We start from the raw sequence: 19,337 nt of genomic DNA, 5'->3' as shown, positions 1-19,337 counted from the left end.
GACGCCTCGGAAGTCCGCTACCTCTCCCCGGATGGGGGGAGGTCGGCGCGTAGCGCCGGGAGGGGCGCGACCGTCGCGATCGAGGGGCGGTTTCCACCCCTTCCCCGGCCGTCCCTCTTCCAGGGGGCGGGAGGCTGAGCGGGCCGGGAGGCGCATCGCATGATCGCCTATCTGGTGCGCCGCATCCTGCTGATCTTCCCGACCCTGTTCGCCATCATGCTGGTGAACTTCATCATCATCCAGTTCGCGCCGGGCGGGCCGATCGAGCAGATCATCGCGGAAATCCAGGGCACGGCCGTCGGCGCCGGCGCGCGGGTCACCGGCGGCAGCGGCACCGAGACATCGGGGGGATCCTCCCAGGCCGCGGGGCAGGGCGACAGCTCCTATCGCGGGGCGCAGGGGCTCGACCCGGAGTTCATCGCCGAACTGGAGAAGCAGTTCGGCTTCGACAAGCCGCTGCACGAACGCTTCATGATCATGCTGGGGAACTACGCCGTCTTCGACTTCGGCGAGAGCTATTTCAGGGACCGCACGGTCTATGACCTGGTGCTGGACAAGATGCCGGTCTCCATCTCGCTCGGTCTCTGGTCCTTCCTGCTGGCCTATTCCATCTCCATTCCGCTCGGCATCCGCAAGGCGGTCAAGGACGGCCAGCCCTTCGACGTCTGGACCTCGACGGTGGTCGTCATCGGCTACGCCATTCCGGCCTATCTGTTCGCCGTGCTGCTGATCGTGCTTTTCGCCGGCGGTTCCTACTGGCAGATCTTCCCGCTTCGCGGCCTGGTGTCGGAGGACTACGACGAACTCTCGACCATGGGGCAGATCGCCGACTATTTCTGGCACATCTGCCTGCCGGTCGCCGCGCTGACCATCGGGGCCTTCGCCAACCTGACCATGCTGACGAAGAACTCCTTCCTCGATCAGATCAACATGCAGTACGTCCAGACCGCCCGAGCCAAGGGACTGACCGAACGGCGCGTGCTCTACGGCCATGTCTTCCGCAACGCCATGCTGATCATCATCGCGGGCTTTCCCTCCGCTTTCATCGCCATGCTGTTCACCGGCACATTCCTGATCGAGGTGCTGTTCTCGCTGGACGGTCTCGGCCGGCTGGGCTTCGAGAGCGTCGTCAACCGCGACTATCCGGTGGTCTTCGGCACGCTCTATGCCTTCACCCTGCTGGGGCTGGTGATGACCATCATCCGCGACATCACCTACGCCTTCGTCGACCCGCGCATCGATTTCGAGCGCCGCGATGTCTGATACCGCCGATACCCTCCCCGAGACCTATTCGGGCACCGCGGTGCACCGCGTGCTGGGCCTGCGGGTCACGCCGATCAACCGCCGCCGGTGGGAAAATTTCCGCCGCAACCGGCGCGGCTACTGGTCGACGATCCTGTTCCTGGTGGTCTTCGTCCTGAGTCTGTTCGCCGAGGTCATCGCCAACGACCGGCCCCTTGTCGTTTCCTACGAGGGCGAGCTGAAGTTCCCGATCCTGTTCGTCTACACCGACGAGGAATTCGGCGGATTCCTGCCGACCGAGGCGAACTACAAGGAACCGTTCTTCCAGGAAGCGCTGGAGGCCGGCGGCGGTTGGGCCCTCTGGCCGCTGATCGAATACGACTACCGCACGCCGAAGGCCGAGGGCCCGTTCCCGCAGGCGCCATCGGCCGAGAACTGGCTGGGCACCGACGACCAGGGCCGCGACGTGATGGCCAGGGTGATCTACGGCTACCGTCTGTCGGTGCTGTTCGGGATCATGCTGACGATCCTTTCCACCATCATCGGGGTCGCCGCCGGCGCGGTGCAGGGCTATTACGGCGGCTGGCTGGACCTCGTCGCCCAGCGCTTCATCGAGATCTGGGAAGGCATGCCCTTCTTCTTCATCATCCTGATCTTCTCTGCGCTGTTCGTGCCCGGCTTCTGGACCCTGCTCGCGATCCTGCTGGTGTTCTCGTGGACGGCGCTGGTGGCGGTGGTGCGCGCGGAGTTCCTGCGCGCGCGGAACTTCGATTACGTCCGCGCGGCGCGGGCGCTCGGCGTCTCCAATGCGGTGATCATGTTCAAACACCTGCTGCCCAACGCCATGGTCGCCACCATCACCTTCATGCCCTTCATCCTGACCGGCGCCATCACCTCGCTTACCGCCCTGGACCTGCTGGGCCTCGGCCTGCCGCCCGGTTCGCCGTCGCTGGGCGAGCTGCTGGCCCAGGGCAAGGCCAACCTGCAGGCGCCCTGGCTCGGCATCACCGGCTTCCTGGTGATCTCCTTCATGCTGACGCTGGTGATGTTCATGGCCGAGGCCGTGCGCGACGCGTTCGATCCGAGGAAGACCTTCACATGAGCCGGCTGCTGCAGGTCGACGATCTCTCGGTCACGTTCGGCGCCGGGCCGACGGCGATCGAGGCGGTGCGCCACGTTTCATTCTCCATCGACAAGGGCGAGACCCTGGCGCTGGTCGGCGAATCAGGCTCCGGCAAATCGGTGACGGCGCTCTCGGTGATGCAGCTTCTGCCCTATCCCCAGGCCAGTCATCCGAACGGTTCCATCCGCCTGCAGGGGGAGGAACTGCTGAACGCGCCGGAGGCGCTGATGCGGACGATCCGCGGCCGGCGGGTCTCCATGATCTTCCAGGAACCGCTCTCGGCGCTGAACCCGTTGCACACCGTCGAGAAACAGATCGCCGAGGTGCTCACCATTCATCGCGGCGTTGCCCGACAGCAGGCGCGAGGCCGGGTAATCGAATTGCTCGATCTGGTCGGCATCCGCGATCCGGAAGGCCGCCTGGCCGACTACCCGCACCAGCTTTCGGGCGGACAGCGCCAGCGCGTGATGATCGCCATGGCGCTGGCCAACGAGCCCGACCTTCTGATCGCCGACGAGCCGACCACGGCGCTGGACGTCACCATCCAGGCGCAGATCCTGGAACTGCTGATCGACCTGCAGAAGAATCTCGGCATGGCGATCCTGTTCATCACCCACGATCTGGGCATCGTGCGCCGCATCGCCGACAAGGTCTGCGTCATGACCGACGGCGAGATCGTCGAGCACGGGCCCACCGCCCGGGTCTTCGACCACCCGGAACACGACTACACGAAGATGCTGCTTTCCGCCGAGCCGAAGGGCAAGCCGGTGCGGTCCGGCCCGACGCCCGAGACGGTGGTTGCTGCCGAGGCCCTGAAGGTCTGGTTCCCGATCCGGCGCGGCATCTTCCGGCGCACCGTCGGCCATGTGAAGGCGGTCGACGGCATCGACGTCTCGGTGCCCGCCGGCCGCACCGTCGGCGTCGTCGGCGAATCGGGCTCGGGCAAGACGACGCTCGGCCTGGCCCTGCTCCGCCTGATCCGCTCGGAGGGCCCCATCGCCTTCGAGGACGAGCGCATCGACGGCTATGGCTTCTCTCAGATGCGCCCGCTCAGACGGCGGATGCAGATCGTCTTTCAGGATCCCTTCGGTTCGCTCAGTCCGCGGCTTTCGGTCGGCCAGATCATCGAGGAAGGGCTGCTGATCCACGACATGGCCGGGCCGAAGGCGGAGCGCCGCGGCGCCGTCGCCGCGGCGCTGGAGGAGGTGGGGCTGGAAGGCCACATGCAGGACCGCTATCCGCACGAATTCTCCGGCGGCCAGCGTCAGCGCATCGCCATCGCCCGCGCCATCGCGCTGAAGCCGAAGTTCATCGTCCTGGACGAGCCGACCTCGGCGCTGGACATGTCGGTGCAGGCGCAGATCGTCGACCTGCTGCGCGATCTGCAGAACCGCCACGGCCTGGCCTACATGTTCATCTCGCACGACCTGAAGGTGGTCCGGGCCATGTCGGATCACGTGATGGTCATGAAGGACGGCAAGGTCGTGGAGGAAGGCGGCGTGGACCGGATATTCGACGATCCGCAGACCGACTACACGAAACAGCTCATCACCGCCGCGTTCGAGAACAGGTCGATGAAATGACGGTGCTGCTGTTCGCTTCGCACGCCGACCGGGACGACTGGTGGCGGGAAACCCTGCTGGCCGAAATGCCGGACCTCGATTTCCGCACCTGGCCCGAGACCGGCGATGTGGCCGAGATCGACTACGCGCTGGTCTGGAAGCCGGAGACCGGCCTGCTGGCCGGACTGCCCAACCTGCGCGCCATCTTCTCCCTGGGGGCGGGCGTGGATCACATCTTCGCCGATGCGCAACTGCCCGAGGGCGTGCCGATCTGCCGGGTGGTGAATCCCAACATGGCGCTGCGCATGCGCGAATGGGTGGTCATGCACGTGCTGATGCACCATCGCCGCCACCGCGAATACGACCGGCTGCAGAAGGCGCATGAATGGCGCGAACTGCCGCAGCCGCACGCCGGCGAGCGCAGGGTGGGCGTCATGGGCCTGGGGGAACTGGGCGGCGACGCCGCGAAACACCTGGGCCTTTTGGGCTTCGATGTCGCCGGGTGGTCCAGGACGCCGAAGGCCATCGACGGCGTCACCGGCTTCCACGGCGCCGACGGGCTGAAGGATTTCCTGGCGCGGACCGAGATCCTCGTCTGCCTGCTGCCGCTGACCCCGGCGACCGAGGGCATCGTCGATGCGGATCTCCTGTCCGGCCTGCCCCGGGGCGCGACCTTCATCAATGCCGGCCGCGGCGGCCACGTGGTCGAGGAAGACCTGCTGGCCGCTCTCGACAGCGGGCAGATCGCCGAGGCCACGCTGGACGTCTTCCGCACCGAGCCGCTGCCGCCCGAAAGCCGCTTCTGGGACCATCCCCGGGTCACGGTGACGCCGCACATCGCCGCCTTCTCCGATCCCCGCGCGCTGGTCGACCAGGTGATCGGGAACATCCGCCGCGACCGGGCCGGCGAGCCGTTGCTCAATACCGTGGACCCGAAGCGGGGCTACTGAGGCGGGCTGGCCGGCGCATCCGCCTCATGCACAATGACCGGTGTTATCCCCGACCGCGATCAATAGACTGGCCGCGACCACGGACAGGGGAGGCATTTCATGGCTTTGAGACTGGAAGGGCGCGCGGCGATCGTGACCGGCGCGGCGAGCGGCATCGGACAGGCGACGGCGGATCTCTTCGCCCGCGAGGGCGCAATGGTGCTGGCCGTTGACCGGCCGGGCACGGATCTCGCCGCCAGGCACGGCCATTCCTACGTCACTGCGATGGAGCAGGACATCGCCGAGCCGGATGCGGCCGAGAAGATCGTGGACGCCGCCGTGGGCAGGTTCGGCCGGCTCGACATCCTTTACAACAATGCGGGCGTCAGCCGGAACGCGCTGGGCGAGCACATGACCGACGGCGAGTGGGACATCACCATCTCGGTCAACCTCACCTCGGCCTTCAAGCTCGCCCGCGCGGCGATTCCGCACCTGAAGGACAGCCCTGCCGGCCGCATCATCTCGACGGCCTCGGTAATGGCGCGCATGACCGACTACGGGCTCACCGCCTACTGCGCCTCCAAGGCCGGGGTCGTGGGCATGACCCGGACCCTGGCGCTGGAGCTCGGCAAGTTCGGCATCACCGTGAACTGCATCGAGCCGGGCGCGATCCAGACCGGCATGACGGCGCAGAGCTTCGCCAACGAGGATATCGCGGCGATCTGGGCGAAGAAGGCTGCGCTCCGGCGGCTGGGCGATCCGCTCGACATCGCCCGCGCGGCGCTGTTCCTGGCGTCGGACGACGCCGGATTCGTCTCCGGCCACAGCCTGACCGTCGACGGCGGCCTGACGCTCAGGACGTGAGGCGGGGCGGCGGACATCCGGCCGCGGCCGAATGAGCGTGGCCGACGGTCAGCCGGCGCCGACGCAGACCATGACCCCGTTCGAGCGCGGGTGCCTGATCTTCACGCTGACCATGTCGACCATGCTCTATGCGATGACGGTGACCATCGCCAATGTCGCCCTGCCCAAGATGCAGGGCGCATTCGGCGCCACCACCGACCAGATCGCGTGGGTCGTGACCTTCAACCTGGTGGCCACCGCCGTGGTTACGCCGATGACCGGCTGGCTGATCGCCAGGCTGGGCCAGCGCCGCGTGATGCTGATCTCGGCGCTGGGTTTCACCGGCGCCACGCTGGCCTGCGGGATGGCCAACTCGCTGCCCGAGATCGTCTTCTACCGGGTGTTGCAGGGCATGTTCGGCGCGCCGATGGTGCCGGGCAGCCAGTCCATCGTGCTGCAGGCCTTCCCGCGGGAGAAACACGCCTCCACGATGGCGGTCTTCGGCGTCGGCGTCGTTCTCGGTCCCATCATCGCGCCGACGCTCGGCGGCTACCTGTCGGAGACCTATGGCTGGCGCTGGGTCTTCTTCATGGTCGTGCCCTGCGCCCTCGTCGCCATCGTCGGCATCCTGATGTTCGTGCGGGATCTCGACGTTCCGGGCAAGGCGCGCCTCGACTGGACAGGCTTTCTCGCCCTCAGCGTGGCGGTGGCTGCGACCCAGCTGATGCTGGACAGGGGCGAGCGGGCCGACTGGTTCGAAAGCCCGGAGATCATCATCGAGGCCTGCATCGCGGCCCTCGCCTTCTGGATCTTCGTCAGCCACAGCCTGACCTCGTCGAAGAAGACCTTCCTCGACTTCCAGATGCTGAAGGACCGCAATTTCGCTTTCGGGATGTTCTTCATCCTGATCTTCGGCATGCTCAACTTCACGCCGATGGTGCTGTTCCCGCCCATGCTGCAGCAGCTGCGCGACTTTCCGGAGGGCGCCATCGGCTGGCTGCTGGCGACCCGCGGTCTCGGCACGCTGGTCGGATTCATCGTCATGATCTGGGCCTCGCGGCTCGATCCGCGCTTCTGGATGACCGTCGGATTCGGTCTTCAGGGCGTCGCCGGGCTCTACATCGCCAGCTTCGACATCAACCTGACCAGCTGGGACGTCGCCTGGACCAGCGCCATGCAGGGCCTGGGCGTCGGGCTCTGCTGGGTGCCGGTCACCCAGGTCGCGTTCGCCACGCTGGGCCCCGAAAAGGCCGGCGAAGGCAGCTCGGTGTTTCACCTGATCCGCAATTTCGGCTCCAGCTTCTTCATCTCGGTCAGTGTCGCGGTGGTCATACGGACGTCGAAGTACAACTATTCGAACATGGCCGAGGAGATTTCGCCGATGAACGACGTGCTGCGCTTTCCATCCGTGATCGGCGGCTGGAACATCGACAGCGAAAGCGGCCTCGCCGCGATGGCCGGTGAGATCACGCGGCAGTCGCTGATGGTCGGCTACATCAACGCCTTCTATCTGTTCGCCATCATCTCGCTGGCGACGATACCGTTCTTCTGGATGGTCAAGTGGCAGGGGCACGCGAAATGACCGAGCGCCAGAAAGGACTGCTGATCATGGTCGCCGGCGTCATGGCGCTCAGCCCTGATGCGCTGCTCGTCAAGATGTCGGGGCTGCCGGCGCCAGCCGTGATCTTCTGGCGCGGCCTGTTCGTCGGACTGACCCTGAGCGTCGGGATGGCGCTCTGGTGGCGCGGGGAATTCCTCGCCCGCATGCGCGCCATCGGCCGGCCGGGCATTCTGGTGGCCGTGCTCTATGGCGTGACCAACAACTGTTTCGTCGCCGCCAACACCTATACGGCGGCGGCGAACGTGCTGGTGATCATTGCCACCACGCCGCTGATTTCCTCGATCTTCGGCCGGATATTCCTGCGCGAGCGGGTGGCGCCGCGGACCTGGGTCGCCTCCGTCGTCGCGCTGGGCGGCGTCGCCCTGGTCGCGGGGGAGCAGATTTCGCTGAACGCCGGGCTCGGCGAGTTCTTCGCCCTGATCTGCGTCATCGGCATCTCACTGGCCTTCGTGGTGATCCGCAAGTCACGGGCGGTGAACATGATACCGGCAATCACGCTCGGCATGTTCATGGCCGGCGCGCCCGCAGTCTTCTTCATTCAGGAGCCGGCAACAGGCCTCGCCTGGTTCGCCGTGCTGGCCGCCGGGCTGGTCTTCATTCCGCTGGCCGATGTCGCCATCAGTCTCGGCCCGCGTTACCTGCCGGCGGGCGAGGTCGGGCTGATTCTGTTGCTGGAGACGGTCTTCGGTTCGCTCTGGGTCTGGCTTGTCCTGAGCGAGGCGCCGACGCAACTGGGTTTCATCGGCGGGCTGATCATCCTCGCCACCCTGATTGTCCATACGCTGATCGGATTGAGACGCGAGCGCCGCCTTCCCGCCTGACGCCGTCGCTCAAGCGATCGTGCGCTCGCCGCGGCGCGGTCCCGAACCAATATGGTCCCGCAGGCAATCATGGAAGGGGATGCGCGGACCCTGCTTGTGTGACGTCACACCACGGGGAGGGATCCCGCAGGCAATCATGGAAGGGGATGCGCGGACCATGAGGATCAGCCGCAGACGGATGCTTCTCGGCGCGCTGGCCGCCGCCGTCCTGCCCGTTCCGGCGATCGGTCAGGCCGCGCCCGGTCCGACGCGCCGCGTCCCCTCGACCGGCGAGGCGGTGCCGGCGGTGGGCCTGGGCACCTGGATTACCTTCAATGTCGGCCGCGACCCGCGCCTGCTGGAACAGTGCGCCGCCGTCATGGCCGCCTTCTTCGACGAGGGCGGCGGCATGATCGATTCCTCGCCGATGTACGGCTCCTCCCAGAACACTGTCGGTCATGGCCTGGAGAAGCTCGGCTTTCCCGAGACGCTCTTCTCGGCCGAGAAGGTCTGGACCTCCTCGCCGGACGAGGGACCGGAGCAGATCGCCGAATCCCGCGCCGAGTGGCGGGTCGATGGCTTCGACGTCATGCAGGTGCATAACCTGCTGGCCTGGCAGGAGCACCTGGAGCGCCTGTTCGCCATGAAGGCGGAGGGGCGCATCCGCTACGTGGGGATCACCACCTCCCATGGCCGCCGCCACAACCTGCTGGAGCGGATCATGCGGGAGCGTCCGATCGATTTCGTGCAGCTCAGCTACAATGTCGCCGACACGGATCCCGAAGACCGCATCCTGCCGCTGGCGCGCGAGAAGGGGATCGGCGTCATCGTCAACCGGCCCTTCCGGCGCGGCGCGCTGATCCGCCGGCTGCAGGGCGCGCCGCTGCCGGCCGTCGCCCGGGACCTCGGCGCGGACGCCTGGCCGGAGGTGATCCTGAAGTACATTCTCTCCCATCCGGCTGTGACCGTGACGATCCCGGCGACCACCCGCGTCGACCATGTCCGGCAGAACAAGGCTGCGGCCAGGGGCGTCCTGCCCGACGAGCGTCAGCGGCGCGCGATCGTGCGGCATTTCCGGGATCTCTGATGGCGGACTGGTCCACCTACAGCCTGCGCGATTTCCTGATGTTCTCGGCCGAGGTCTACTGGCGGCTGTTCGAACTGGCGAACCGGGCGCTCTGGCCTCTGCCCGCGGTCACGCTGGCGCTCGGCCTTGCGGCGATCGTCCTGCTGCTGTGGCCGGGACCGCGCCGGCGCGCCCTTGTCCTGGCGGTGATGGCCGCCGCCTGGCTCTGGGTGGGGTGGCGGTTCGTCTGGCTGAGCTATGCCCCGATCAACTGGGCCATGGAGTATGTCGCGCCGCTCTTCGCGCTCCAGGGCCTGTTGCTCGCCGCCGCAGCGCTCAGGCCCTGGCGCAGGGAATACCGGGGCGGCGCCGTGCTCGGCCGCGGGCTGCTGGTCTACGCCGTGGCGCTGCATCCCCTGACGGCCGTCATCGCCGGGCGGCCGATCGCGGGCGCCGAGATCGTCGGCGTCGCGCCCGATCCGACGGCGATGGCGACTCTCGGCATCGTCGTTCTCGTCGCCCCGCTGCGCTGGGTAGTGCTGCTCGCGCCGCTGCCCCTGCTGTGGTGCGCCGGCAGTGCGCTCACGCTCCACGCGATGGACGGCGCCTGGCAGGCGGCGATACCGGCGCTGGCGGCGGTCACGGGCCTGGCCGCGCTGGTCCTCAGGCGGTGAGCGTCAGCGCCAGCACCATGGCCGAGGCGGCCACGACCCAGGCGCCGAGGATCCGCGTCGCCAGCCGGAGCCAGGGCCGGCGGAAGCGGATCAGCAGACAGCCCAGCCAGACCGGCGGGATGGCCGCGCCGACGGCGGTGGCCGCCAGCACGTCGAACCGGACCCCGGACTCGGGAACCGAATCCAGACCCACCGTCAGGCCGATCAGCACGCCGGCGATGGCGGCCAGGGCGGGCAGGGACGGGAGGCCGGCGGCTGCGCCCGCGCCGCACAGCATGGCCAGCGCCAGCAGGGCGATCAGCGGCTCCGGCGGCGGCAGGCCCGCCGCGCCGAGCCCCAGGCCCAGCACCAGCGCAAGCAGGTAGGCCGGCAGGGCGATCGCGGCGGCGCGCCACTTCATGACGCCCACCAGCAGCGCCAGCGCGATCAGCGCCAGCAGGTGCTGGGGCACGAAATAGGGATGCAGAAAGCCGCCATAGACGGCGTCGATCCCCTCGATCGTGCTGTGGGCGAGGGCGGGCGCAGGCAGAAGAACGGCGGCGAGGGCCGCCGCCGCGATCCGTTGGTCGCGCCAGCCCCGGCTCAAAGCGTGCCGGTCAGGAACCCGAGGCCCGCGAGGGCGATGACGCCGCCGCCGGCCCGCACCGCGATGCGGCCCTCGGGCCAGCGCGCCAGCAGGCCGAAGCCGATGCCCACCAGGTGCATCAGGCCGGTGCCGACGACGAAGCCGATGGAATAGGTCACGGCGCTGGTCGCCTCGGGCAGTTCGGTGCCATGGGCATGGCCGTGGAAGATCGCGAACAGCCCGACCACGATCCACGCCATCCAGAGCGGCGGCTTCGCGGCCAGGGCGATGAGAACGCCCAGGATCAGGGCCGAGGCGGCGATGCCGGTCTCGACCTGCGGCACCGGCACGCCGGCGATGCCGAGAATGCCGCCGAAGACCATGACGAGCGGAAAGACCACAGGGAGCTGCCAGATGGCCGGCTGGCCCAGGAACGCGCCCCAGAGCCCCACCGCGACCATCGCGGCGACATGATCCCAGCCGAGGATCGGATGCAGGAAGCCGCTCACCAGGCCGCCGCCAGCCCCGCCGCCTTCGTGGGCCAGGGCCGGCGCGGCCGCCAGCAGGCAGAGCGCGAAAGCGGTGGACAGGATGCGGATCATGGCGAGTTCCATCATGGTGTCGGCGGGGCCGGCGCAAAAGCTGCCCCGGTTTGCGAAAGTTGGCAAGCGAAAGCGCCTGGACGCCCAGATTTCCGCGTTCTCGGGACGTCACACACCATATCTAGCTTTTTCCTGTTGACGGTGAGTCTACGCTTCTCCCAATATGTAGTGGTCGGACTGACCCTCAGCACACCAGAGCTGGGGGCGGCCGCGGGGCAAATCAGGGAAATTCCGGGCCGAAGCGGGCACCAGAAGGGGGGAGTATCATGCGTATCGAGCGTCGATTCACGACCGAGGGCGCGTCGCCTTACGACGCCATCGAATTCCGGACGACGACCAGCGAAATCCGCAATCCGGATGGCTCGATCGTCTTCAGGCTCGATGAGCTCCAGGTGCCGCGGCAGTTCTCCCAGGTGGCCGCCGACATCCTGGCCCAGAAATACTTCCGCAGGGCCGGTGTACCCGCGAAGACCGTGCCGGTCGCCGAGGACGACGTACCGCTGTGGCTGCAGCGCCGCGCACCCGACGAGGATGGCATGGCGAAACTGTCGAAGAACCGCCGTTTCGGCGGGGAGACCGACGCGCGGCAGGTCTTCGACCGTCTCGCCGGCGCCTGGACCTACTGGGGCTGGAAGGGCGGCTATTTCGATGCCGAAGCCGACGCCCAGGCCTATTTCGACGAGATGCGCTACATGCTGGCCCGGCAGATGGCGGCGCCCAATTCGCCCCAGTGGTTCAATACCGGCCTGCACTGGGCCTATGGCATCGACGGCCCCGCCCAGGGCCATTACTACGTCGATTTCCAGACCGGTGAGCTCACCCAGTCCCGCAGCGCCTACGAACACCCGCAGCCCCACGCCTGCTTCATCCAGTCGATCTCCGACGATCTGGTGAACGAGGGCGGCATCATGGACCTCTGGGTCCGCGAAGCGCGCCTGTTCAAGTACGGCTCCGGCACCGGCACCAATTTCTCGTCTGTCCGCGCCGCCAACGAGCCCCTGTCGGGCGGCGGCAAGTCCTCGGGCCTGATGAGCTTCCTCAAGATCGGCGACCGCGCCGCCGGGGCCATCAAGTCCGGCGGCACGACCCGCCGCGCCGCCAAGATGGTTACCGTGGACCTCGATCATCCCGACATCGAGGAATACGTGATGTGGAAGGCGGTCGAGGAGCAGAAGGTGGCCGCGCTGGTCTCCGGCTCGACGCTCGCCAACAAGCACCTCAACCTGATCATCGCCGCGTGCTGGAACGACGCTTTCGCGCCCGACGACAAGCGCCGCCTGGATCCGAAGGAGAACGCGGCGCTGAAGTCCGAGATCATCGCCGCCCGCAAGGCCGTGATCCCGGAAAACTACATACAGCGCGTCATCCAGTTCGCCGGTCAGGGCTACCGCGAAATCGACTTCCCGGTCTACAACAAGGACTGGGACTCGGAGGCCTATCTGACGGTCTCCGGCCAGAACTCCAACAACTCCGTGCGCGTCCCCAACGCCTTCCTCAACGCGGTCCAGCAGAAGGGCGACTGGAAGCTGAAATACCGCACCGTGGACGAGGTCGCGCGCACGCTGCCGGCCGAGGAACTGTGGGAGAAGGTCTGCTACGCCGCGTGGGCCTCGGCCGATCCGGGCGTCCAGTACGACACCACGATCAACGAGTGGCACACCTGCCCCAATGACGGGCGGATCAACGCCTCCAATCCGTGCTCTGAGTACATGTTCCTCGACGACACGGCCTGCAATCTGGCGTCGCTCAACCTGATGCAGTTCCGCGACGCCGAGGGCCGGTTCGATATCGCCGCCTTCGAGCACGCCGTCCGTCTCTGGACCGTGACACTGGAAATCTCGGTGCTGATGGCGCAGTTCCCGTCGAAGGAGATCGCGGAGCTGAGCTACAAGTACCGCACCCTGGGCCTCGGCTACGCCAATATCGGCGGGCTGCTGATGTCCATGGGTCTGGCCTACGATTCCGACGAGGGCCGGGCGATCTGCGCCGCGATCACCGCGCTGATGACCGGCGAATCCTACGCCACATCCGCCGAGATGTCGGGCGAACTGGGCGCGTTCCCGGGCTTCGCCAACAATGCGGACGCGATGATGCGGGTGATCCGCAATCACCGCCGCGCCGCCTATGGCGAAACCGACGGCTACGAGGATCTGGCCATCGCGCCGGTGCCGCTGGAAGCGGCGGACTGCCCCGAACAGGATCTGGTCGAGGCGGCGCGCCGGGCCTGGGACCGGGCGCTTGATCTGGGCAGGATCAACGGCTTCCGCAATGCCCAGGCGACCGTGATCGCACCGACCGGCACGATCGGTCTGGTCATGGACTGCGACACCACCGGCATCGAGCCCGACTTCGCCACGGTGAAGTTCAAGAAGCTCGCAGGCGGCGGCTACTTCAAGATCATCAACCGCACCGTGCCGGCGGCCCTGGCGAAGCTGGGTTACAGCCAGTCGGAGTGCGAGGACATCATCAACTACGCCGTGGGCCACGGCACCCTGGACGGTTCGCCGGGCGTGAACTTCGAAAGCCTGATGCAGAAGGGCTTCAACGAGGCGGTGCTGGAGCGCATCGAGGAGGGGCTGCAGAGCGCCTTCGACATCCGCTTCGCGTTCAACAAGTACACCATCGGCGAAGATTTCTGCCTGCGCGTGCTGGGCTTCGAGCCTGAACAGCTCGATGACTTCAGCTTCGACGTGCTCTCGGCGCTGGGCTTCTCCAAGGCCGACATCGAGGCCGCCAACACCCATGTCTGCGGGGCGATGACACTGGAGGGCGCGCCGCATCTGAAGGACGAGCATCTGCCCGTCTTCGACTGCGCCAATCCCTGCGGCCGCATCGGCAAGCGCTACCTGTCCGCGGAAAGCCACATCCGGATGATGGCGGCGGCCCAGCCGTTCATCTCCGGGGCCATCTCCAAGACCATCAACATGCCGAACTCGGCGACGGTCGAGAACTGCAAGGAAGCCTACATGCTGTCCTGGCGGCTGGGCCTGAAGGCGAACGCCCTCTACCGCGATGGCTCCAAGCTCTCTCAGCCGCTGAGCGCGATCGCGCTCGAGGAGGACGGCGAGAGCCTGGAAGAAACCCTGGCGGATGCGCCGCTGGCGGAGAAGGCGCAGGTGGTGGCCGAGCGCATCGTCGAGAAGGTGCTGGTGCACGAACGCCGGCGTCTGCCCGGCCGGCGCAAGGGCTACACCCAGAAGGCGCTGGTCGGCGGCCACAAGGTCTACCTGCGCACCGGCGAGTACGACGACGGCGAGCTGGGTGAGATCTTCATCGACATGCACAAGGAAGGCGCCGCCTTCCGCAGCCTGATGAACAACTTCGCCATCGCCATCTCCATCGGCCTGCAGTACGGCGTGCCGCTGGAGGAGTTCGTCGAGGCCTTCACCTTCACGCGCTTCGAGCCCAATGGCATCGTTCAGGGCAATGAGGCGATCAAGAACGCTACCTCAATCCTGGACTACGTCTTCAGGGAGCTGGCGGTGAGCTACATGGGGCGCAACGATCTCGCCCATGTGGAGCCGAACGATCTGCGCGCCGATGCGCTGGGCCAGGGCGCCCACGAGGGCGAGCTGCCCGCGACCGCGGCGAAGGAGGTCCGGGCCACCGACGAGGCGTTGGAAGCGGTGATGAAAGTCGCCTCGACCGGTTATGTCCGCTCCAACCTCTACGTGCTCAATCCCGACAAGCGGAAACAGACGACGCAGGCGGTCGAGCAGACTGCCGAGGCGATGTGGGCCGCCGGCAGCGCCGCGGGCGGCGCGGCCGCGATGGCGACATCGACCTATACCGAGGTCGCCATCGGTTCCGGCGAATCGCCGGCGGTGGTGCGCGGCGGCGACGGGCGGGCGCAGCAGGCCGCGGTCGCGCGCATGAAAGGCTATGAGGGCGACAGCTGCGACGAGTGCGGCAACTTCACCCTGGTGCGCAACGGCACCTGCCTGAAATGCGACACCTGCGGCGCGACCACGGGCTGCTCCTGACCTTCGGGGACGGATGAACGGAATGCGGCGTCATCCTCACGGGTGGCGCCGTTTCCCTTTTTTGAGGGCCGGCGATGAACATATCCTTCCGCAGCGCCGTCGAGAACGACCTCGCCGCCATAGCCGCGCTGCTGGCCGATGACGGGCTGGGCAGGGCGCGGGAGACCCCGTCCGATCTCGAACCCTATCGCGCGGCGCTGAGGGCCATGCAGGCGCAGACCGGCAACGACTACATCCTCGCCGTCGACGAGGGCGGCGCGGTCATGGGCTGTCTTCAGTACACGCTGATCCCGGGGCTCTCACGGAGCGGCATGCTGCGCGCCCAGATCGAGGGCGTGCGCGTGGCGGGCGCGGCGCGCGGGCAGGGACTGGGCGAGCGGATGCTGCGTCACGCGATCGAGCGGGCGCGCGCGGACGGCGCGGCGCTGGCGCAACTCACGTCCGATTTGAGGCGCGCCGATGCCATCCGTTTCTACGAGCGGCTGGGCTTCGTCCATTCCCATGCCGGCATGAAGCTCGATCTCTGACGGATCCGGGGATTGCCCTAGAAGAAGGCCCAGGCGATGGCCAGCGCGATCACGGCGCCGGCGACGCCGCCGACAAGCATGGCGCGGACATGGCCCGACGTCTCACCCTGACGGGCCTCTTCGACATTCAGTTTTTCGGAGGTCATGGTCCACTCCTTTCTTCCTTGTCCCCGACAGATGGGAGTGCAGGCGCGGCCATCCAACCCTGGCGACCGGTAACTCACAGAAAGTAATGGTGTTTTTGAATGTCGGGCCGCCTCAGAGGGCGGAACGCAGCACCCGGTCGACGATCCGTTCCAGATGGCGCAGCGAGTTGCAGACCTCCACCTGGTGGCAGTTGGGCGCATAGCGCAGCATCTCCGAATCGCCGGTGCCCCACTGGTTGCGGCCTTCCGGATTGAGCCAGATGAGCCGCTTGGACCGGTCGTAGATCGTGCGCACCACCTCCGTCTTCGGATCGGAGTAATTGGAACGGGCATCGCCCAGGATGATCACCGTGGAGCGGTAGTCGACGTCGTCCAGCCCGATGTCGCGGAAATCCATCAGCGACCGGCCGTAGTCCGTCGGCATGTAGGCGAAATCCTCCAGCACGCTCGCCACCGCCTCCTCGATGGGCCGCGTCTCGAACAGCTTCGTGACCTCGCGCAGTTCGCCGGCGAAGGCGTAGGCGCGGACCTTGGGCAACACCTCCTGCAGCGAATAGAGGAACATCAGCAGGAAGCGCGCGACATTGGCGACCGAGCCGGAAACGTCGCAGAGCACATGCACGTCCGGGCGGTCGATCCTGGTCCGCCGCCATTGCGGCTCCACGATCATGCCGTCATAGCCGCGGTTCTTGCGCAGCGTGCGGCGGATGTCGAGCTGGCCGCGGTGGGACTTCTTCTTGCGCCGGGAATGCAGCACGACCAGCTTCCTGGCCATCTTGCGCACCAGGTTCTGCATGACCAGGTAGTCGCGCCGCTCCACATTGGTCAGGCGCATCTGTTCCAGCAGTTCCTCGCGCACGCGGCGGCTCTTGTTGGCGGCCTGCAGGGCGAGTTGCTGTTCGACGTAGTCGCGGATGCGTTCCATCATCCGTCCACGCAGCGCGTTCAGCCGCTGGCCCAGCGCCTCGGCCCGTCCGTCGCCGGCCAGTCCTGCGTCGCGCAGTTCGGAAAGATCGTCGTCCAGTTCCTGCAGCCCCATGCCCTCGGCGATGCGGCGGGTGAACTGGCCGATCTGGGTGAACAACACGATATCGCGTACGCCCGAGACCTCCGCCGACTGAGCCATGCGGGTCTCCAGGCCGGGGCGGTCGTTCTCCAGCAGCATGCGGGACAGTTCGGAGAGCTCGCCCGGTGCGGCACCCCCCGGGGTTTCCCCAGGCTGACCGCCCGCGCCACCGCCGCCGCCTTCACCCTCGCCGCCCTCGCCGCCGCCCTCGCCCGGCAGGCCGGACCCCGCGGAGTCCTCTGACGGCTCGTGGTCGTCGTCGTTCGCCGGCTGGCGCTCGGCCTCGTCGGTGTCGAATTCGTCGACCGCGAAGAACCGCTCGAAGCAGTCGTCGAAGCGCTCCTTCTCGAACTCGGACTTGGCCAGCGTGACGGCCAGCGTGTCCTTCAGCAGGTCGCGGTCGCCCCAGCCGACGATGTCGATGGCGCGGTGCGCCTCCAGCGTCTCGGCGGGCGAGATCGGCACATCGGCCTCGCGCAGCGCCTTCAGGAAATCGGCCAGCATCGGCGTGATCACGGATGTCTCCCCTGGTCGGTCCGCATCGGACGACGCCGACTGTTTATCGGAACGGTGGGCGGGGCGAAAGCGGCGCCCGGCGGGAGCCGCCATGCGCCGGTCAGATGCCGAACGCCACCTTGCGGTCGTTCTTCCGCTTCAGATTGCGGTAGCGCGCGATGGCCCAGAGCGGGAAATAGGCGCTGTAGCCGTAATAGCGGAGATAGAACACCCGCGGAAAACCGACGCCGGTATAGAGATCCTCGTCCCATTTTGCGCCGTCGCGCGGCGCCTGCATCAGATAGCCGATGCCGCGGGCGACTGCCGGGTGATCCACCTCGCCGGCCGCCATCAGGCCGAGCAGGGCCCAGGCGGTCTGGGACGGCGTGCTGCCGCGCGCGAAGCCGCGGCCGCCCGCCTCGTAACTCTCGCAGCCCTCGCCCCAGCCGCCGTCGTCGCGCTGCATGGACAGCAGGTAGTCGACGCCGCGGCGGACGAAATGGCGGCTCATGTCGTAGCCGCAGGCGTTGAACGCCGAAAGCGCCGACCAGGTGCCGTAGATGTAGTTGACGCCCCAGCGGCCGTACCAGCTGCCGTCCTTCTCCTGCTCGCGGCGCAGGAATTTCAGCCCGCGGGCGACGGGCGGGCTGCCGATGTCATGACCGATCTGCGCCAGCATGGAGACGCAGCGCGCGGTGACGTCGACGGTCGGCGGGTCGAGCAGCGCGCCGTGGTCGGCGAAGGGAATGGCGTTGAGGTACTGGCGGTCGTTCTCGGCGTCGAAGGCGCCCCAGCCGCCATTGGACGACTGCATGCCGATGACCCACTCCGCCGCCCGCCCGATGGCTCCCCGATAGCGTTCGGCGTCCATGCGGTGCAGCGCCATGACGACGACGGCCGTGTCGTCGACGTCCGGGTAGTGGTCGTTCCAGTATTCGAAGGCCCAGCCGCCGGGCTTCAGGTCCGGGCGTTTCCAGACCCAGTCGCCGACGACGTCGGTGATCTCCCGCTCCAGCAGCCAGTCGGCGGCCTGCAGCATCGGTCCGCTGTCCGGCGCCTCGCCGGCTTCCAGCAGCGCATGCATCCCCAGACACGTGTCCCAGATGGGCGACAGGCAGGGCTGGCAATAGGCCTCGAAACCGCGGTCGAGAATCAGCTTGTCCACCGCCGCGCGGGCGATCTTCCGGTCCGGGTCGTCCTTCGGGATGCCCAGAGCCTCGAACGCCATCACCGTGTTGGCCATGGCGGGGAAGATGCCGCCCAGCCCGTCCTCGCCGTTCAGCCGCGGCTTGATGAAGGCGAGCGCCTCCTGCAGCGCCTTTTCGCGCTTGTTCCTCGGGAACAGCGGCTCCGCACGCCGGACCAGCTTGTCCAGGCTGAGGAAGAAGCTGCCGACGGGTGATCCGGTCGGGTTGACGTTGTAGTCGCGGACGTCCTCGGGCGGGGTGCGGAACAACTCGCGGATGTCGACGCCGCGCGGGTTCGCCGCCAGCTTGCGTTTCGCCATCATGATCAGCAGCGGCGCGATCACCGTGCGCGACCAGTAGCTCACCTTCGACAGGTGGAACGGGAACCACTCGGGCAACAGCATGATCTCGATCGGCATGGCCGGCACGGCCCGCCACGGCACCTGGTCGAACAAGGCCAGCGCGATCCGCGTGAAGACATTGGCGCGCTCCGCCCCGCCGGCGGCCAGGATCGCCGTGCGCGCCCGGCGCATGTGCGGCGCATCCGGATCGTCGCCGATCAGCTTCAGGGCGTAATAGGCCTTCACCGTGCAGGAGAGATCCATCGCGCCGTCCTGGTAGAGCGGCCAGCCGTCGTGCTCGTCCGACTGGATACGGCGCAGATAGACGCCGATCTTCGCTTCCAGCGGATCGTCGATCTCGTCGAGATAATGATTGAGCATGACGTACTCGGCCGGGATCGTCGCGTCCGCTTCGAACTCGAAGATCCAGTGACCGTCGTCACGCTGCAGCTTCAGGTATTCCGACCGCGTATCCGCGATCAGATCCTCCAGCGCATCCAGGTCGACGCGCGGCCCGTTCTCCGCCTGTTTCAGAGCCGTGTCCGCCATGGGATGCTGCGTAGCA

The 19,337-nt window shown here is 67.3% G+C and carries 16 protein-coding genes; 11 read left to right on the top strand and 5 right to left on the bottom strand.

The genetic code is table 11. The annotated features are described in order from the left end of the window. Positions 1-159 precede the first annotated feature (159 nt). The 9 genes from CWC60_RS13145 (at position 160) to CWC60_RS13105 (ending at position 9,860) form a co-directional block, all read left to right on the top strand. Positions 160-1,263 (top strand): microcin C ABC transporter permease YejB, encoded by a 1,104-nt coding sequence (locus tag CWC60_RS13145; RefSeq protein ID WP_109794402.1) that lies wholly within the window; start codon positions 160-162, stop codon positions 1,261-1,263. After that, complete coding sequence (locus CWC60_RS13140) at positions 1,256-2,344, top strand: ABC transporter permease (protein WP_109794401.1); 1,089 nt, start codon at positions 1,256-1,258, stop codon at positions 2,342-2,344. Before CWC60_RS13145 ends, CWC60_RS13140 begins: the two co-directional genes overlap by 8 nt. Beyond that, a complete protein-coding gene (locus CWC60_RS13135; RefSeq protein WP_109794400.1) occupies positions 2,341-3,948 on the top strand; it encodes an ABC transporter ATP-binding protein in 1,608 nt (535 codons plus the stop codon). The genes CWC60_RS13140 and CWC60_RS13135 overlap by 4 nt, the downstream gene beginning before the upstream one ends. Further along, positions 3,945-4,877 (top strand): 2-hydroxyacid dehydrogenase, encoded by a 933-nt coding sequence (locus tag CWC60_RS13130; protein ID WP_109794399.1) that lies wholly within the window; start codon positions 3,945-3,947, stop codon positions 4,875-4,877. Before CWC60_RS13135 ends, CWC60_RS13130 begins: the two co-directional genes overlap by 4 nt. Positions 4,878-4,976: 99 nt before the next feature. Next, the gene (locus CWC60_RS13125) at positions 4,977-5,720 is read left to right on the top strand and encodes an SDR family NAD(P)-dependent oxidoreductase (protein ID WP_109794398.1); all 744 of its coding nucleotides are present in this window, start codon (positions 4,977-4,979) and stop codon (positions 5,718-5,720) included. Between the two features lie 31 nt (positions 5,721-5,751). Beyond that, the gene (locus CWC60_RS13120) at positions 5,752-7,281 is read left to right on the top strand and encodes a DHA2 family efflux MFS transporter permease subunit (protein ID WP_109794397.1); all 1,530 of its coding nucleotides are present in this window, start codon (positions 5,752-5,754) and stop codon (positions 7,279-7,281) included. After that, positions 7,278-8,141, top strand: a complete 864-nt coding sequence (locus tag CWC60_RS13115; RefSeq protein ID WP_109794396.1) for a DMT family transporter — start codon at positions 7,278-7,280, stop codon at positions 8,139-8,141. Before CWC60_RS13120 ends, CWC60_RS13115 begins: the two co-directional genes overlap by 4 nt. Before the next feature lie 157 nt (positions 8,142-8,298). Next, positions 8,299-9,207, top strand: coding sequence for an aldo/keto reductase (locus CWC60_RS13110; protein ID WP_109794395.1), 909 nt, complete (start codon positions 8,299-8,301; stop codon positions 9,205-9,207). Beyond that, positions 9,207-9,860: a DUF6064 family protein gene (locus CWC60_RS13105; RefSeq protein ID WP_109794394.1), complete on the top strand. Its 654-nt coding sequence runs from the start codon at positions 9,207-9,209 to the stop codon at positions 9,858-9,860. The genes CWC60_RS13110 and CWC60_RS13105 overlap by 1 nt, the downstream gene beginning before the upstream one ends. On the opposite strand, the gene CWC60_RS13100 is transcribed toward CWC60_RS13105, so the two are convergent. Then, positions 9,850-10,446: a HupE/UreJ family protein gene (locus CWC60_RS13100; protein WP_164516530.1), complete on the bottom strand. Its 597-nt coding sequence runs from the start codon at positions 10,444-10,446 to the stop codon at positions 9,850-9,852. The two genes, CWC60_RS13105 and CWC60_RS13100, sit on opposite strands and share 11 nt — an antisense overlap. Further along, positions 10,443-11,027, bottom strand: a complete 585-nt coding sequence (locus tag CWC60_RS13095) for a HupE/UreJ family protein (protein WP_109794526.1) — start codon at positions 11,025-11,027, stop codon at positions 10,443-10,445. Before CWC60_RS13095 ends, CWC60_RS13100 begins: the two co-directional genes overlap by 4 nt. A gap of 266 nt (positions 11,028-11,293) precedes the next feature. Between CWC60_RS13095 and CWC60_RS13090 the strand changes: the two genes are divergently transcribed. Together CWC60_RS13090 and CWC60_RS13085 are read left to right on the top strand one after the other, a co-directional pair. Next, on the top strand, positions 11,294-15,010 hold the full coding sequence (locus CWC60_RS13090) for a vitamin B12-dependent ribonucleotide reductase (protein WP_109794392.1): 3,717 nt from the start codon (positions 11,294-11,296) through the stop codon (positions 15,008-15,010). Positions 15,011-15,084: 74 nt separating this feature from the next. Continuing rightward, the gene (locus CWC60_RS13085) at positions 15,085-15,537 is read left to right on the top strand and encodes a GNAT family N-acetyltransferase (RefSeq protein WP_109794391.1); all 453 of its coding nucleotides are present in this window, start codon (positions 15,085-15,087) and stop codon (positions 15,535-15,537) included. Between the two features lie 17 nt (positions 15,538-15,554). On the opposite strand, the gene CWC60_RS24285 is transcribed toward CWC60_RS13085, so the two are convergent. The 3 genes from CWC60_RS24285 to shc all read right to left on the bottom strand — a co-directional run bounded on the left by CWC60_RS24285 (position 15,555) and on the right by shc (position 19,321). Beyond that, on the bottom strand, positions 15,555-15,683 hold the full coding sequence (locus tag CWC60_RS24285; protein WP_277422328.1) for a hypothetical protein: 129 nt from the start codon (positions 15,681-15,683) through the stop codon (positions 15,555-15,557). 112 nt (positions 15,684-15,795) lie between these two features. Further along, on the bottom strand, positions 15,796-17,265 hold the full coding sequence (locus tag CWC60_RS13080) for a VWA domain-containing protein (RefSeq protein ID WP_109796298.1): 1,470 nt from the start codon (positions 17,263-17,265) through the stop codon (positions 15,796-15,798). A gap of 100 nt (positions 17,266-17,365) precedes the next feature. Next, on the bottom strand, positions 17,366-19,321 hold the full coding sequence (shc, locus tag CWC60_RS13075; protein ID WP_109794389.1) for a squalene--hopene cyclase: 1,956 nt from the start codon (positions 19,319-19,321) through the stop codon (positions 17,366-17,368). Positions 19,322-19,337: the final 16 nt, after the last annotated feature.

Source organism: Minwuia thermotolerans, from assembly GCF_002924445.1.
In the GTDB taxonomy this organism is placed as follows: domain Bacteria; phylum Pseudomonadota; class Alphaproteobacteria; order Minwuiales; family Minwuiaceae; genus Minwuia; species Minwuia thermotolerans.
This window is presented reverse-complemented; position numbering and strand designations above follow the sequence as displayed.